Raw genomic sequence first — 14784 nt, 5'->3', positions numbered from 1 at the left:
CCCGGGCAGCTGCTCGGGGAATGCGCAGGCGACGATGGGCGGCCTCTCAGGGCAGCCGGAAGAGCGGCCGACCGTAGACCATGGAGGGCCAGGGGATGGCCGCGAGGATCACGAGCAGCGTGATGACGACGCCGATCGCCAGGCGCCGGTGCTGCGCGGTGGGGTCCGGGGCTCGCTTCGCTCGGGCCCAGGCGACATGGGCGACCACCACCGCCACGATCATGGCGAAGATGTGCTCGACGGCGAAGAAGCGCAGCGCCGCGATGGGCATGGCGGCCTTCAGCGCGGCCAGCGACGTGGGCCTGAGCGGGCTGAGCGCGGTGTAGAGCAGGATGCCGAGGAGGAACTGGGCGTCGAGCGAGCCCACGAACGCCGCGCCGACCTTGCGATCCGCCGCCGTCCACGGCCCCCGCTGGGCCCAGCCGCGGACCGACCGCGCGAGCGCCAGGAGCCCGAGCAGCAGGACGACCCAGCGCAGCCACGAGTGCGCGACGAGGACGAACGAATAGATCATGGACCTTGCTTTCCGGCCGCGGTGCCGGCCTCGATGATGTACTGCGCGATGTCGGCGAGATCCGACTCCCGGACGCCGCGGAAGCTGGGCATCGGGGGGACGTCGGCGCGCTTTCGCCCCGGGGTCACGGCCCAGCGGACGATGCCCGCGGGATCGTCCTTGTAGAGCCCTGCGAGCTCGCTGAGCGGAGGGCCGACCAGCTTGGCGCTGGGGGCGTGGCACGCCGCGCAGAGGGTGGAGAACATGGCCTTGCCCTTCGCGGCCTGCGGCGAGAGCGCGACCGCCTCGGCGGGGTCGGGCCTCTTGCACGCGGCCGCGAGCAGGAGCAGGGCGGCGAGGATCGGTGACCACTTCATGCGGGCGCGCCGGAACATAGCGCGCGGCGGCCCGCGTGGGGCCGGCGTCTCGCCGCGAGGATCACCAGGGCGCCGCGCGCCCGGCCAGCCCGAGCTGGAGGTCGCGGCGTAGGGGGGCCGGGGAAGCGCGGTCGCCTCGCGACGATCACTGCGTCTTGAAGAGGTCCAGGATCCCCTGCCCGATCGCGGCCGGGTCCGGCACCGCGACGCCGGTCGGCTCGGTGCCCTCGAGGAACACCTCTTCCACGGCGCCCTCCTGGCCCGGGAACGCCTCCATCCCGCTCGCCGGATCGATCGGGAGGCGCACGATCCCGAGCGGCTCCGGGAAGTCGGTCGCCGGCCGCCCCGCGTGCGCCTTCTCCATGAACGCGATGAAGGCCGGCAGGGCGGCGCTGCTGCCCACCTCGCGCGCGCCGAGCGTCGTGGCGTCGTCGAAGCCGGTCCACACGGCGCACGCGATGTCGGTCGAGTAGCCGACGAACCACGCGTCCCTCGCGTCGTTCGTCGTCCCGGTCTTGCCGGCGATCGGCCGGCGCAGCGAGAGCGCCTGCTTCGCCGTGCCGACCTTCACGACCGAGGTGAGCAGGTCCGTCGTGAGGTACGCCTCCGCCGCGGTCATCACAGGGCGCGGCGGGGGCCGCGCCGGCAGGGGCAGCGCCTCGCCGCGCGGGCCCGTGATCTTCGTCACGAGGACGGGCTCCTGGTACGCGCCGCCCGCGGCGAACGTCGCGTAGGCGGCCGCCATCTCGCGCGGGGTCACCTCGTAGGAGCCGAGCGCGAGGGACAGGTCGGCGCCGAGCTTCGACGTGATCCCGAGCTCGCGCGCCCACGCGACGACGGCCTCGGGGCCGACGTCCCGGAGCGCCGACACAGCGGCCACGTTCACGCTGTGGGCGAGCGCCTCGCGCAGGCGCTTCGGGCTCTGCCCCTCGCTCTCGTCGTAGTTGCCGGGCCGATAGCCATCGAGCGCCGCCGGATCGGTCTCGAGCATCGAGGCCGCCGTGAGCTTGCGCGAATGGATGCCGTAGCCGTAGACGATCGCCTTGAAGGTCGATCCCGGCTGGCGGAGCGCGCGGCTCGCCCGATCGAGGCCGCCGCGCGCGCCCTCGTAGCCGCCCGCGAGCGCGACGATCTCGCGCGTGCGCGCGTCGATCGCGATGAGCGCGCCCTGCGGGCCGAGGTCGAGCCGGAGCTTGCCGGCCTCGGGGTCGCCCTCGAAGCGCACGCGCAGCACCTTGCCGACCTCGGCGAAGCGGCTCGGCGGGAGCCCGCGCGGGTTGTACCGGCGCTCCTTGCGCAGATCGACGCTGCCCTGCGCCGCGCCGACGCGGACGGCCAGGGTGCCGCGCGCGTCGTCGGCGCCGGTCACCGCGCCCAGGTAGACGCGGCCCGCGTCCTTGGGCGCGCCCTGGAAGGGCGCCGGATCCCCCTTGGCGCGCGTGAACGGCGCGACGAGCCCGTGCCGCGCGGCGTAGGCGTCGAGGTTCTGGCGCACCGCCGCGCGCGCCGCCGCCTGCATCTTCGGGTCGATCGAGGTCACGACCGTGTAGCCGCCGTACCTGGCGTCGGGCCCGACGGCCTTCCGCAGCGCGCGCTCGGCCTCGGCGAGGACCTCGGGCGCGAGCTCGTCCAGGTGCTCCGGCTCGGGCGCGAGGCGGATCGGCTCCGCGAGCGCGGCGTCGATCTGCGCCGCGGGCAGGAAGCGCTTCTCGCGCATCTGGCCGAGCACGAAGGCGCGGCGCTTCTCTGCGCGCTCCTTGTTGACGCGCGGCGAGTAAATGGAGGGCCCCTTCACGATGCCCGCGAGGAGCGCCGCCTCGGCCAGCGTGACCTGCCGGACGCTCTTGCCGAAGTAGAACCGCGCCGCCTCCTCGACCCCGTAGCGCCCGTGCCCGAAGTAGATGTGGTTCAGGTAGAGCTCGAGGATCTGGTCCTTCGTGAGCTCCTGCTCGATGCGGCGCGCGAGGAGGAGCTCGCGCATCTTCCGGTCGATCGTGCGCTCGTGCGTGAGCAGCACGTTCTTCACGACCTGCTGGGTGATCGTGCTGCCGCCCTGGCGCGCCTCCGCCGAGCGCAGATTGACGATCAGCGCGCGGAGCATGCCCAGGTAATTGAGGCCGTCGTGTTTGTAGAACCTGGCGTCCTCGGCCGCGAGCGCCGCGAGGCTCATCACCGGCGGGATCTCGGTGACCGGCACGAGCGTGCGGCGCTCGACGAAGAGCTCGCCGATCACCGTGCCGTCGCGCGCGAGGAACCGCGTCACCTGCGGCGGGCTGTAATTCTTCAGCTCCGCCGTGGTCGGCAGGTCGCGCTCGTAGTGGCGGACGATGAGGAAGAACGCGATCACGGCGGCGGCGAGGAGGCACGCGAGGGCGATCGCGAGCCCCTTGCCCCAGCGGGCGAGCTGGGCGCGGAGCGGCGGCCTGGGCCCGGCGCCCCGGGGCTGCCGCTGGAAGGCCGCGCGGAGCGCCGCGCCCGCGCGCTTCCACAGCGGGTGCTGCCATAGCGGGTGATCGAGCGCCGCCCTGACGAGGGCGCGCGCTCTTCCCGGCGTGCCCTCCTGCGCGCGGCGGCCCGGTGGCGCCGGCGGGTGCGGCCCGGGCGACCACGGGACGGTCGCGCCCGGCCCGTCGGGCGGAGGCCCAGGGGGCGGCGCCTGCGCCGGGCCTCGAGGCGACCAGAGCCGCGTCGGCGCGCGATCGCTCGGCGGCGGGTCGGAGCCCGCCGCGCCCGCGTCGTGCGGGTAACTGGGCTCCGCCGGCGCGGATCGTGGGCCGGGTCCTTCAGGTGGCGCGGCGGGTTTTCGTGGGAGATCCGAGGCCATGCATCCGCGCGCTGGAGCCAGCGGCGCCACCGCGGCGCCCGGATGGGGTGTTCCAGCCGCGCCACGGTATCACGAGGACGGGCGCCGCGGAGGGCGCCGGCCAGCCGCCGATCCATCGATGTTCCGCGCCAGCTCATCCGCTTTTCCTCGAAGGAATTGCCCGCGAGCAGCCGCGGAGATGGTGGGGCGTGATAGCGTCGGTGGCGCCCGCCATGACCGACCAGGAAATCGACGCCTTCATCGCCGAGAACCAGTTCCATCCGAACGTCGTGTGGCGCCGCATCCCCGGGAAGGGCCGGGGCGTCTTCGCCCGCCGGTTCCTGCCGAAGGGCGCCGTCGTCGAGTGGGCCGCTGTCAGCTGTTTCCCGGCCTCGGATCTGAAGACCGAGGAGCACCGCGGCTGCCAGGCGCTCCATCACGTGTTCACGTGGGGGAAGGAGCCCGGGCGGGAGAAGGCGTATGCGTGGGGGTTGCTCGCGCTCTACAACCACTCGACGACACCCAACGTCGAGATGGATGACGGTCCGGTGCCGGACTCGATGGCTGCCATCGCGCTCCGCGACATCCAGGCGGGCGAGGAGCTCTGCTTCGACTACGGCTACACCTGGTTCGATCCTCGCTGAGGCGAGGGCGCCAGCGCCGCGGCGACGGCCGTATCGCTCCGGCTCACGTCGACGATACAGGCGCGCTGGCGACCGCCAGGCACCCGCACCGGCGCTCCGCGCTCGCCTCTTGCGGCAGCGGCATCCAGGTCAACGCCTGGGCATCACACAGGCCGGACTGTCGTCGTTGCGGAGGTGAGGACGGGATTCGAACCCGCGTATAACGGTTTTGCAAACCGTTGCCTAACCACTTGGCTACCTCACCGACTGTTCGAAGCGGCGGGAGGTCATGCCTCATCTCTGCCCGGCTGTCAACGCCTTTATACCGCCGTCTACATTCACGCGGCCGAGCCGTCCCTTCAGCCGGGCGCTCCGCCGCGCTCGTTCTGTCGTCGTTCTGGCGTCGTTCTGGCGTCGTTCCGGCTTCCAGCTCCCTCCGCCCCGATCCCGGAGCCGGCGGAGGGGGGCTCCGGCGCGTTCCCGCCGCAGCCCTCCAGGACACCCGCGCTGCTTACTGTTCGCGCCCGCCGCGCCGCGCCCCTCCCGCGCGCGGCACCCTCTCCCGCCCCCCCAGGGCTCGCCCGATGTAGCTGGCCGTGTAGACCGCCCGTCGCGTCGCCTGGATCAACCCGCGCGGCACGATCCCCTTCCCCGTCTGGAACGGGTTGAAGCGGAGGGCGCGCTGGTCGATGTCCACCGGCTCGTACAGCTCCATATCGGCCACTGCCATCCACCGCGCGCGCGAGCCCCCTCGCCTCACCTCGAGGCGCAGCAGCGCGAGCCCCGCCGCAGCGGCGCGCTCCAGCTTCTCCAGGCGGTTGCCTTTCACCGCCGCCGCGCGCAGCGGCACCAGGCGGAACTCCGCGCGACCGAAGCCGGCCACGTCGAACCGCGCCAGCGCGTAGTAGTCGTTGTCCAGGAAGTCGTGCCTCTTCGTCGTGAACAGGGCGAACGGGAGCAGCAAGAGTCGGCGCGCGCTCACGAAGAGGAGGTCCTGATCGCCGGCGCTCGCGGCCGGCGTCACCTCTTCGCTGGTCCGGAAGCGCACCGCGACCCCCAGCACATCCGGACGGCGCTCGCCCTTGCCGCCCCGCCACCGCCACATCCCGCCCGAGAGCCGCACGAGCGCCGGCCCCGCCAGCCGCTGGGCCAGCGCGCCGACCTCGCCCTCCACCGCGAGCGCCTTCACCCCCGCGCAGTAGACCACGCCGTCGGGATGGAACAGCCTCGCTCTCCGGATGAAGCTGCCCCCCCCGGCGATAGGAGACAGCGCTCCCCCGATCACACGCCCAACCGCTTCGAAGAACCGCATGGTGACCCCTCCCTCGAACCTGGAGCGCCGGGGGCCAATCGCAAGTTGGGCGCGCCCCGACAGCGCACCTCCCGCGGCGCTCACCCGCGTCGGAGCGTCGAGATCTGCTGTTCTCCGCGCGCCATCCGTTCTCCCGCGCAACGGCGATTCCAGGGAAGCGCCGAGTCTCCGGCGCTCCCTCTCGTACCGCTCGCGCCGAGTCCTCCGGCGGCCCTCGCTTCATCGCGCGCTCCGTCCCGCGCGCGCGCTCTATCGCGAGCGCGTCACCCCGCGCCGGCCTTCGCCGCCGGGTCGATCTCCGGAGCGGCGTCTCGCTGCGCCCGGCCTTCGATAAGGCGCTTCGCCACGAGCGTCAGGAGCGCGAGCAGGACGAGCAACGAGGCGACCGCGAACGCCGCCGAGAAGTGGAACTCGTTGTAGAGCACCTCGACGTGCAGCGGCATGGTGTTGGTCTGCCCCCGGATATGCCCCGAGACGACCGACACCGCGCCGAACTCGCCCATCGCCCGCGCGTTGCAGAGCACCACGCCGTAGAGCAGGCCCCACTTGGCGTTGGGGAGGGTGATGCGGAAGAACATGCTCCACCCGCTCGCGCCGAGCGACAGCGCCGCGTGCTCCTCGTCGGCCCCCTGGCTCTCCAGGAACGGGATGAGCTCGCGCGCGACGAACGGGAACGTCACGAACGTCGTCGCGAGGATGATCCCCGGACGATCGAAGATGACCCGGAGGTCGTGCTCGATGAGCCAGGGGCCGACCACCCCTTGCGCCCCGAAGAGCAGGACGAAGATCATGCCGGAGATCACCGGCGAGACCGCGAACGGCAGATCGATGAGCGTGACGAGCAGGCTCTTTCCCGTGAACTCGAAGCGCGCGATCGCCCAGGCCGCGGCCACGCCGAAGACGAGGTTGAGCGGCACGGCGATGACCGCGGTCGTGAGCGTCAGCTCGATGGCGGCGATGGCGTCCGGCGCGGTGATCGCCCGCCAGTACCCCGAGAGGCCGTCCTTCAACGCCTCGATGAACACCGCCACGACCGGCAGGAAGAGGAAGAACCCGAGGAACGCGAGCGCCGCCGCCGTCAGCGCCCAGCGCACCAGCGGGGGCTCGGACGTCGCGCCGCGCACCGCCCCGCGCGACCTGACCCGCAGCTTGCCCGCCGCGCCAGCCACTACGACGCGACCCCGGGCGTGGCCCCCGCGGGCCGCTCGGACGCAGGCTTGGGCGCTTCGACAGCGCTCCGCGACGACCCGCGCGCGCCGCTCCAGGACTGGAGTCGGTTGATCAGGAAGAGGAGCACGAAGGAGCAGAGAAGCATCACCATCGCGAGCGCCGTCGCGCCCGCGTAGTCGTACTGCTCGAGCTTGGTCATGATGACGAGCGGCGCGATCTCCGTCTTGAGGGGCATGTTCCCGGAGATGAACACGACCGACCCGTACTCACCGAACGCCCTCGCGAACGACATCGCGAACCCGGTGAGGATCGATGGCCAGAGCGCGGGCAGGAGGATGCGACGGAAGATCTCGAAGCGGCCCGCGCCGAGCGACGCCGCCGCCTCTTCCTGGTCGACCTCGAGCTCCTCCATCACCGGCTGGACGGTCCGCACGACGAACGGGAGCCCCACGAAGGTGAGCGCAATGACGACGCCCAGGCGGCTGAAGGCGCTCTGGATCCCGAGCGGGTACAGGAACCGACCGACCCACCCCTGCTGCGCATAGATGGCCGTGAGCGCGATGCCGCCGACCGCCGTCGGGAGCGCGAAGGGCAGGTCGACGAGCGCGTCGACGATCGACTTGCCCGGAAAGCTGTAGCGGACGAGCACCCACGCCACGAGGACGCCGAAGACCGCGTTGATGCCCGCCGCGATGAGCGACGCGGCAAAGCTCATCTTCAGCGAGGCGACGGCGCGCGGCGAGGTCACCACCGCCCAGATCTCGGCGGGCTGGAGCGTCGCCGTCTTGAGGAAGATCATCGACAGCGGGACGAGCACCAGCAGCGACAGGTACGTTACCGTAATCCCCATCGCCAGCCCGAAGCCGGGCAAAACGCTCTGTCGCCGCCAGAGGAGAGCCACGAAGTCTACTTACCGGCCTGGTAGATCTGGTCGAAGACGCCGCCGTCGGAGAAGTGCGCCTTCTGGGCTTTTTGCCACCCCCCGAAGACCTCGTCAATCGAGAAGAGCGCGACCTTCTGGAAGACACCCTCCGACTCGGCCGCCGCGAGGATCGCCGGGTTGCGCGGGCGGTAGAAGTGCTTCACCGCGATGCGCTGGCCGTCCTCCGTGGAGAGGAAGGCGAGGTACGCCTCCGCCGCCGCCCTCGTCCCGCGCCTGTCGACCACCTTGTCGACCACCGCGACAGGCGGCTCGGCGAGGATGCTGATCGACGGCACGATCACCTCGAATTTGTCCTTACCGCTATGCTTCACCGCGAGCAGCGCCTCGTTCTCCCAGGCGATCAGCACGTCGCCGAGCCCACGCTCGACGAACGTCGTGGTCGAGCCGCGCGCCCCCGTGTCGAGGACGGGCACGTTCTTGAAGAGGCGGCCGACGAAATCCTTCGCCTTCGCCTCGTCGCCGCCCGCCCGCTTCAGCTCGTAGCCCCACGCAGCGAGGTAGTTCCACCGCGCCCCGCCGGAGGTCTTCGGGTTCGGGGTGATGACCGCCACGCCCTCCTTCACGAGATCGTCCCAGTCCTTGATGCCCTTGGGGTTGCCCTTGCGCACAAGGAAGACAATGGTCGACGTGTAAGGAGCGCTGTTGTCCTTGAGGCGCGCCTGCCATCCCTCCTTGATCAGCCCGGCGGACGCGACCGCATCGACGTCGTAGGCGAGCGCGAGCGTGACCACGTCCGCCTCGAGCCCGTCGATCACCGACCGGGCCTGCTTGCCCGAGCCGCCGTGCGATTGCTTGATGGTGACGTCCTGTCCGCTCTGCTCCTTCCAGCGCTTCGCGAAGGCGGCGTTCACCTCTTCATAGAGCTCGCGCGTGGGGTCGTAGGAGACGTTCAGTATCTGCACCGACCCCGACTTCGAGGCGCCGGCCGCGTCGCCCTTCGAGCACGCCGGGAGCGCCAGCGCCAGCACACACCAAAGCATCGTCATCAAGCATCGCATCGATCGTCCCTACTCCCTTAGCCAGCCGCGAGATAACGCGATTCCCGCTGCGCGAGCGCGTCGAGCAGCTGCTGGAAGCGCGAGGCGCCGATGCGCCGGGCCATGAACGCCGCGCGGCCGAGCTTCTGGCAGAGCTTCTTGGCGAGGAGCACGCCGCCGTGGCTGTTCACGTCGGTCAGCACGATCACGAGATCGGCCCGCTCGATGGCCGCCCGCAGCTCGGACGCCCCGCGGCCGCCCGTGTTGCCCGTGTGAAACTCCAGATGGTGCCCCGCCTGCAGCGCCATCCGCTCCAGCTGAGCCTGGTTGCGATCCAACCCACCAATCCAGGTGATCCGCATCGCTCCGCCTCCTTGCTCCTCGCAGCGGGTGACCGCCGCTATAACGGACATATCTCACGCTAAAGCAGAGGACGCAAGGGAGATCTGCCAAAATAACGGATGACACGTCTTGGATACCGGAGGGTCACGAGGCCGGCGGGGTCCGGAAATGGGGCGGGGGCTACCCGCGCGAGCCGTAGGTCATGACGAGGTACATGACGGCCTCGGCGCTGCCCGGGTTGCGGTAGCTGTGCGGGCTGTCGGCCTCGAACAGGATGGCGTCGCCGGTCTCGAGCAGGCGCCGCTCGCCGGACACGGTGATCTCCACCGAGCCCTCGGTGACGATCAGGTTCTCCGCGGTGCCCGGGGCGTGCGCGTCGGCGTGCTCGACCGAGCGCGGCGCGAGGCGGAGCTCGTAGAACTCCACGTTGCGCGGCCGGTCCATCGGGAAGAGCGCCCGGGAAGAGAAGTCGCCGTTGCGAGACCGCAGGATGCGCGCGTGCGAGGCCTGCATGACGGTCGTGACGGGCGAGGTCGCCTGGCTCATCAGCGCCGAGAAGGGGACCCCGAGGGCGCGCGCGATCTTCCAGAGGACGTTGATGGTCGGCGTGCTCTGGCCCAGCTCGATCTGCCCCAGCATCGCCCGGCTCACCCCGGACGCCTTCGCCAGGCGCTCGAGCGACAGGCCCCGCTCGGCCCGGAACCGCTTCAGGTTGGAGGCGACGACCGGCGTGAGGTCCGACGCGTCGTCCAACGCCGGGTCGCCCCCGCCAGGCTCGCTCGCCGGGGGCGGGGGTGGGGACGGCGGCTCGGCGGCCGCCGATCGCGCGGGGGTCTGGGCTCTGCGTGCCTTCACTGGACGCGTATCCGCCATGGTGGAGGGCGCGCGTCAAGCGAGCGGGGGGAAGGGCGCGCTCAGGGGCCGCCGGAGACCGCCTCCGCGACCGGGCTCGCGGGCGACGGACGACGCACCGAAGGCGCGGGCGCGGCCAGGAGCACCGGCGAGGTATGGCCGGTGATGAGGCGGGCGCCGCGCTTGAAGGTGATGTACTGCCACATCCACGCGAACATGACGGTGAAGCGGTTCCTGAAGCCGATAAGGAACAGCACGTGGACGGCCAGCCAGGCGAGCCACGCGAGCGTGCCCGACATCTGCAGGCGCCCGACCTTCGCGATGGCGCGCGAGCGGCCGATGGTCGCCATCGTCCCCTTGTCGCGGTAGGCGAACTGCCCGCGCGGGCGGCGCTCGAGATCGTCGAGGATGCAGCGCGCGACGAAGCGCCCCTCCTGGATCGCGGCCGGGCTGAGGCCGGGCACGTCGACGCCGTTCCGGTCGCGGAGCGTGGCCATGTCGCCGATCGCGAAGACGCTCGGGTGCCCGGGGAGGGAGCAGTCTGGCCCGACCTTCACGCGGCCGACGCGATCGAGCTCGACGCCGAGCGCGCGCGCGAGCGGGGTGCCGCGGACCCCCGCGGCCCAGATGACGGTCGCGGCGGGGAGGCGCTCGCCGTCCTCGAACTGCACGCCGTACTCGTCGATGCTTCGGAAGCGGCGCCCCTTGATGACCTCGACCCCGAGGGACGTGAGCTGCTCCTCGGCGCTCGCCGAGAGGCTCTCCGGGAAGGCCTGGAGGATGCGGGCGCCGATCTCGACGAGCAGCACCCGAGAGAGCGAAGGGTCGAGGGCGCGGAAGTCGCGCGCGAGGATGTAGCGCGCGAGCTCGGCGAAGGCGCCGGCCATCTCGACGCCCGTGGCGCCGCCGCCGATGACGACGAACGTGAGCAGCCGCCGCCGCGCCGCGGGGTCCTCCTCGCGCTCGGCGGCCTCGAAGGCGAGCAGCATGCGCTCGCGGATGGTGAGCGCCTCGTCGAGGTTCTTGAGCGCCGGCGCGAACCGGGCCCACTCCTCGTGGCCAAAGTAGTTGTTCGTCGCGCCGACCGCGAGGATCAGGAAGTCGTAGTCCAGCGGGTCGCCGTCGACGGTGACCCGCCGGCCGGCGAGGTCCACGCCCGTCACTTCGCCGAGCAGGACCCGGACGTTGCGCTGGCGCGACAGGACCGATCGGATCGGGACCGCGATGTCGGCCGGCGAGAGGCTGGCCGTCGCCACCTGATAGAGCAGCGGCTGGAACAGGTGGTGATTGGTCCTGTCGACGAGGGTGACCCTGACGGGCGCGTCGCGGAGCGCCTTTGCCGCGTTCAGGCCGCCGAACCCTCCGCCGACGATCACGACGTGAGGCTCTCTCGCGGTCGTTGCCATGGTGCCTCCTGGCGAGGAACGCTTCCTCGGTGGCACGACGATGGTAGGGGGCGCGGATCACCGCGGCAAGCAGGCGCAGCGCGCGGGCGCGGCGCCGCGATCGCTCATGCTGCCGCGGCCTTCACGTCGCTCCTCGCCTCGGTCTTGCTGTCCGGCGCCTCGCCCCGCAGCACCTCGGCGAGCAGCTTCCGGCCGCGGTGCAGGCGGCTCATGACGGTGCCGACCGGGACGCCCAGCCGCGTCGCTGCGTCCTTGTAAGACATCTCCTCGAGGTCCACGAGCACCAGGGTGTCACGGAAGGTCGGCGGGAGCGTCGCGAGCGCGCGCCGCACGCCGGGCGAGAGCGCGTGCATGTCGGCGCAGCGCTCCGGCGCCGTCCACGCGCACGGGTCGGTCGCGAGCACGTCGAGGGCGTTGCGCTCGCGGCGGCTGCGCCGGCAGCGGGTGATGAAGACGCTGAAGAGGATCTGGTGCACCCACGCCCGCAGGTTGGTCCCGGGCTCGTAGCTCCCCGCGAACCGGATCGCGCGCTCCACCGTGTCCTGCACGAGGTCCTCGGCCGTCGCGGGCGTCCGGGAGAGCCGCAGCGCGCGGCCGAACAGCTCCGGTGTCATTTCGACAAGGCCCCGGAGCAGCTCGTCGACCGCTCCCCGCGAGCCCTCTCCCGGCGCCGTCCGCGCCGCGCGCGCCACGCCGAAGGACGGCCCGCGCCCGAGCGCGCGCGTCGCGCCGGGCGGCGGCGCTAGTTTCGAGGACCGGGCGGGGGCATGAGCGGCGTGGACGAGCATGACGGGACCTCCTGCGTAACCGGCACTGGCAAGGCAGGTGCCACCGCGCGGACCTCGCGAAGGCCGCGGATCACGCCGAACGGCGCGGGCGGAGACACGCGGGCGCGTGTCAAATCGACAGCAGGGAGAACGGGCGCGCCAGGGTGGCGAGCCGCCCCGCGGCGCGCCAGGCCCGGCGGCCCCACCCGCGCCGGGCGAAGCGGCCCCACCCGCGCGAGCGCCGGGCGAGGCGTCCAGCAGAGCGAGCGCCGGGCGGGGGCGTCCGGCGGAGCAGGCGCTCGCGTCACGTCGAGAGCGGGTCGCTCCCGGCGGCCAGCGCGGCGATCAGGCCCGGGACCAGCTCGGCGATCTCGCCCGCGAGGAGCCCCCGATCGCTGCCCGTCTGCGCGCGCCACACGTCGCCGGCGAGCGCGTGGATCAGCACCCCGGCGCTCGCCGCGGCGGTGGGATCCATCGAGCACAGGAGGGCCGCGATCATCCCGGTCAGGACGTCGCCCGAGCCGGCGGTGGCGAGCGCAGGGTTGCCCGCCATGCAGATGAACATGCGGCCGTCCGGGAGCGCGATGATCGTGCGCGCCCCCTTGAGCACGACGATCGCCCGGGTGAGCGCCACGGCCTCGCGCACGGCGCCGAAGCGGTCCTCCTCGACGGCCCGGGCGCTCCGGCCCAGGAGCCGCCCGAGCTCGCCCGAGTGCGGCGTCATGATGAGGCTCCCGCGCGCGGTCGCGAGCGCCTCCGGGCGGCCCACGAAGTGCGTCAGGGCGTCCGCGTCGACGACCTTCAGGCCGTCCCAGCCGAGCACGACGTGATCCACCGCGGCCCGCGCCCGCTCGTCGAGGCCGAGGCCCGGGCCGATGGCGACCGCCCGCCGCCCGGCGAGCGCGTCGTCGAGCGACGCCGCGATGCGGGCCGGATCGATCGAGGTCGTCATCAGCTCCACGACGCGCGACTCCATCGCGCGCGCGGTGTCGGCCCAGGTGCAGATCGTCACGAGGCCCGCGCCCGTCCGCATCGCCGCGCGCGCGGTCAGCAGCGCGGCGCCGAGCTTGCCCGACGAGCCGGCGATGACGAGCACGTTGCCCGCCTGGTGCTTGTAGACGCTCGCCTCGCGCGGGCGCAGCGACGAGCCGATCGTCTCCTTGCGGAGGACCTCCGCGACGTGGCCCACGTGGGCGAGGATCGGCCGGTCCGGGACCCCGAGATCGACGACGTGCACGTTGCCCGCGAGCCGCGCGCCCTCGGGCGTGAGCAGGCCGATCTTGAGGTGGCCGAAGGTGACGGTCTCGTCGGCCTGCACCGCGGCGCCGAGCGGCGCGCCGCTGTCGGCGTCGAGGCCCGAGGGCACGTCGAGCGCGATGCACAGGCAGGTCGCCGTGTTGAGGACGCCGATGACGTCGGCGAGGTGGCCCTCGATGGGGCGGTCGAGGCCCGTGCCGAAGATCGCGTCGACGAGGAGGTCGGCCCCCGTGAGCGCGACCTCGAGCGGGGCGAGGGGCGCGCCCGGGGGGAGCTCGGTCAGCGCGCCGCCGAGATCCACGTACGCGTCGTGGTTGATGCGGCTATCGCCGGTGACCTTCTCGGACCGGGCGGCCAGGAAGACCTGGACCTCCGCGCCGCGGGCGAGGAGGTGGCGCGCCACGACGAAGCCGTCGCCGCCGTTGTTGCCGGCCCCGCAGACGACGACGACGCGGGCGTGGAGGGGGTACGTCGCGGGCTGCCCCGGGCTCGGGACGTGCCGCACCGGGAACGATCGGATGCGCGCGGCGCGGGCCTCCTCGGCGTCGCGGCGGCCGTTCGGCGGCGGCGGGACGCTCCCGGGGCGGCCCCGGAGACCCGCCCCGGAGGGCAACGTCGCCGGCCAGAACGCCCGCGCGGGCGAAAGGCCCGACGCGAGCGGGTGCGGCGCGCTGTGCGCGGCGTCGCCGGGCTGCCCGGCGCTGCGCCCCTCGATGATCGCCGAGATCACGTCGGCGGCGCCGCGGCCGGCGTTCTCCATGAGGACGACGCCGGGGACGTGGCACTGGTGGATCGCGTGTTTGTCGAAGGCGCGCATCTGCGCGCGCGATAGGACCGGAATCACGAGCGCTCTTTCCCTTCGTCCAGGCTGGATCGGCTCTCGCCGTCCTCGTCCGCTTCGGTCGGGGATCGGCTCTCGCCGTCCTCGTCCGCTTCGGTCGGGGATCGGCTCTCGCCGTCCCCTTCCAGGATAGCCACCGCCGCCGCCACGCCTGCATCATGCGTGATCGACAGGTGGACCCGCTGGACGCCCATGCGCTCGGCGAGCGCGCGCGCCGGGCCGTGGAGCGCCATCGTCGGCGGCATGCGCGGCGCGCCGCGCACCTCCAGGTGGTGCCAGCTGACGCCCGGCGCGCCGGCCATCGCCTTCACCACGGCCTCCTTCGCGGCGAAGCGGCCCGCGAGCGCCGTCGCCCGGTCCACGCGGTGCGCGAGCGAGCGGCGCTCCGGCTCGGACAGCACCCGCTCCCAGAACCGCTCCCCCCACCGCGCGAGCGCCTCCTCCATGCGTCCGATGCCGCAGACGTCGATGCCGATGCCGAGGATCACGCGCCCCCCTCGCTCGACCGAGCGTCCGGACCGGCGGCCGGCGGTTGCACGGCGCCTCCGCGGGCGACGCTCGCCGCGATGCGATTGGCGGGACGGACAGACACGGGGAAGGCCATGTGGCGACTCTACCCCA

Annotated in this window: 14 protein-coding genes and 1 tRNA gene; 1 reads left to right on the top strand and 14 read right to left on the bottom strand. The window is 72.6% G+C overall.

Features of this window, described 5'->3' with window-relative positions:
- Positions 1-46: 46 nt before the first annotated feature.
- The 3 genes from WME95_RS01845 to WME95_RS01835 all read right to left on the bottom strand — a co-directional run bounded on the left by WME95_RS01845 (position 47) and on the right by WME95_RS01835 (position 3694).
- On the bottom strand, positions 47-514 hold the full coding sequence (locus WME95_RS01845; RefSeq protein WP_437906744.1) for a hypothetical protein: 468 nt from the start codon (positions 512-514) through the stop codon (positions 47-49).
- Positions 511-870: a c-type cytochrome gene (locus WME95_RS01840; protein WP_437906743.1), complete on the bottom strand. Its 360-nt coding sequence runs from the start codon at positions 868-870 to the stop codon at positions 511-513. Before WME95_RS01840 ends, WME95_RS01845 begins: the two co-directional genes overlap by 4 nt.
- Positions 871-1015: 145 nt before the next feature.
- Positions 1016-3694: a penicillin-binding protein 1A gene (locus WME95_RS01835; RefSeq protein WP_437906742.1), complete on the bottom strand. Its 2679-nt coding sequence runs from the start codon at positions 3692-3694 to the stop codon at positions 1016-1018.
- 212 nt (positions 3695-3906) lie between these two features.
- Between WME95_RS01835 and WME95_RS01830 the strand changes: the two genes are divergently transcribed.
- Positions 3907-4317 carry an SET domain-containing protein gene (locus WME95_RS01830; RefSeq protein WP_437548980.1) on the top strand — a complete coding sequence of 137 codons (411 nt, stop codon included), beginning with the start codon at positions 3907-3909 and terminating at the stop codon, positions 4315-4317.
- 172 nt (positions 4318-4489) lie between these two features.
- Here WME95_RS01830 and WME95_RS01825 read toward each other — a convergent pair.
- From WME95_RS01825 to acpS, 11 genes are all read right to left on the bottom strand, one after another.
- Positions 4490-4561: transfer RNA gene (locus WME95_RS01825), tRNA-Cys, on the bottom strand.
- 246 nt (positions 4562-4807) lie between these two features.
- Positions 4808-5608 carry a hypothetical protein gene (locus WME95_RS01820; protein WP_437906741.1) on the bottom strand — a complete coding sequence of 267 codons (801 nt, stop codon included), beginning with the start codon at positions 5606-5608 and terminating at the stop codon, positions 4808-4810.
- Between the two features lie 263 nt (positions 5609-5871).
- Positions 5872-6777 (bottom strand): sulfate ABC transporter permease subunit CysW, encoded by a 906-nt coding sequence (gene cysW / locus WME95_RS01815; RefSeq protein WP_437906740.1) that lies wholly within the window; start codon positions 6775-6777, stop codon positions 5872-5874.
- Complete coding sequence (cysT, locus tag WME95_RS01810; RefSeq protein WP_437906739.1) at positions 6777-7679, bottom strand: sulfate ABC transporter permease subunit CysT; 903 nt, start codon at positions 7677-7679, stop codon at positions 6777-6779. The genes cysW and cysT overlap by 1 nt, the downstream gene beginning before the upstream one ends.
- Positions 7680-7684: 5 nt before the next feature.
- On the bottom strand, positions 7685-8707 hold the full coding sequence (locus WME95_RS01805; RefSeq protein ID WP_437906738.1) for a sulfate ABC transporter substrate-binding protein: 1023 nt from the start codon (positions 8705-8707) through the stop codon (positions 7685-7687).
- 29 nt (positions 8708-8736) lie between these two features.
- Positions 8737-9060 carry a DUF2325 domain-containing protein gene (locus WME95_RS01800; RefSeq protein ID WP_437906737.1) on the bottom strand — a complete coding sequence of 108 codons (324 nt, stop codon included), beginning with the start codon at positions 9058-9060 and terminating at the stop codon, positions 8737-8739.
- Positions 9061-9220: 160 nt separating this feature from the next.
- Positions 9221-9895: a helix-turn-helix domain-containing protein gene (locus WME95_RS01795; RefSeq protein WP_437906736.1), complete on the bottom strand. Its 675-nt coding sequence runs from the start codon at positions 9893-9895 to the stop codon at positions 9221-9223.
- Positions 9896-9954: 59 nt separating this feature from the next.
- Complete coding sequence (locus WME95_RS01790) at positions 9955-11298, bottom strand: NAD(P)/FAD-dependent oxidoreductase (RefSeq protein WP_437906735.1); 1344 nt, start codon at positions 11296-11298, stop codon at positions 9955-9957.
- 104 nt (positions 11299-11402) lie between these two features.
- Entirely contained in the window at positions 11403-12086 is a 684-nt protein-coding gene (locus WME95_RS01785) for an RNA polymerase sigma factor (RefSeq protein WP_437906734.1), read from the bottom strand.
- 283 nt (positions 12087-12369) lie between these two features.
- Entirely contained in the window at positions 12370-14166 is a 1797-nt protein-coding gene (locus WME95_RS01780) for an NAD(P)H-hydrate dehydratase (RefSeq protein WP_437548963.1), read from the bottom strand.
- A complete protein-coding gene (acpS, locus tag WME95_RS01775) occupies positions 14163-14651 on the bottom strand; it encodes a holo-ACP synthase (RefSeq protein WP_437548961.1) in 489 nt (162 codons plus the stop codon). Before acpS ends, WME95_RS01780 begins: the two co-directional genes overlap by 4 nt.
- Between the last annotated feature and the right edge of the window lie 133 nt (positions 14652-14784).

This window comes from Sorangium sp. So ce327, from assembly GCF_051530205.1.
In the GTDB taxonomy this organism is placed as follows: Bacteria; Myxococcota_A; Polyangia; order Polyangiales; family Polyangiaceae; genus Sorangium; species Sorangium cellulosum_B.
Note: the sequence above shows the minus strand (reverse complement) of the source record. Positions and strands in the feature narration are given on the sequence as shown.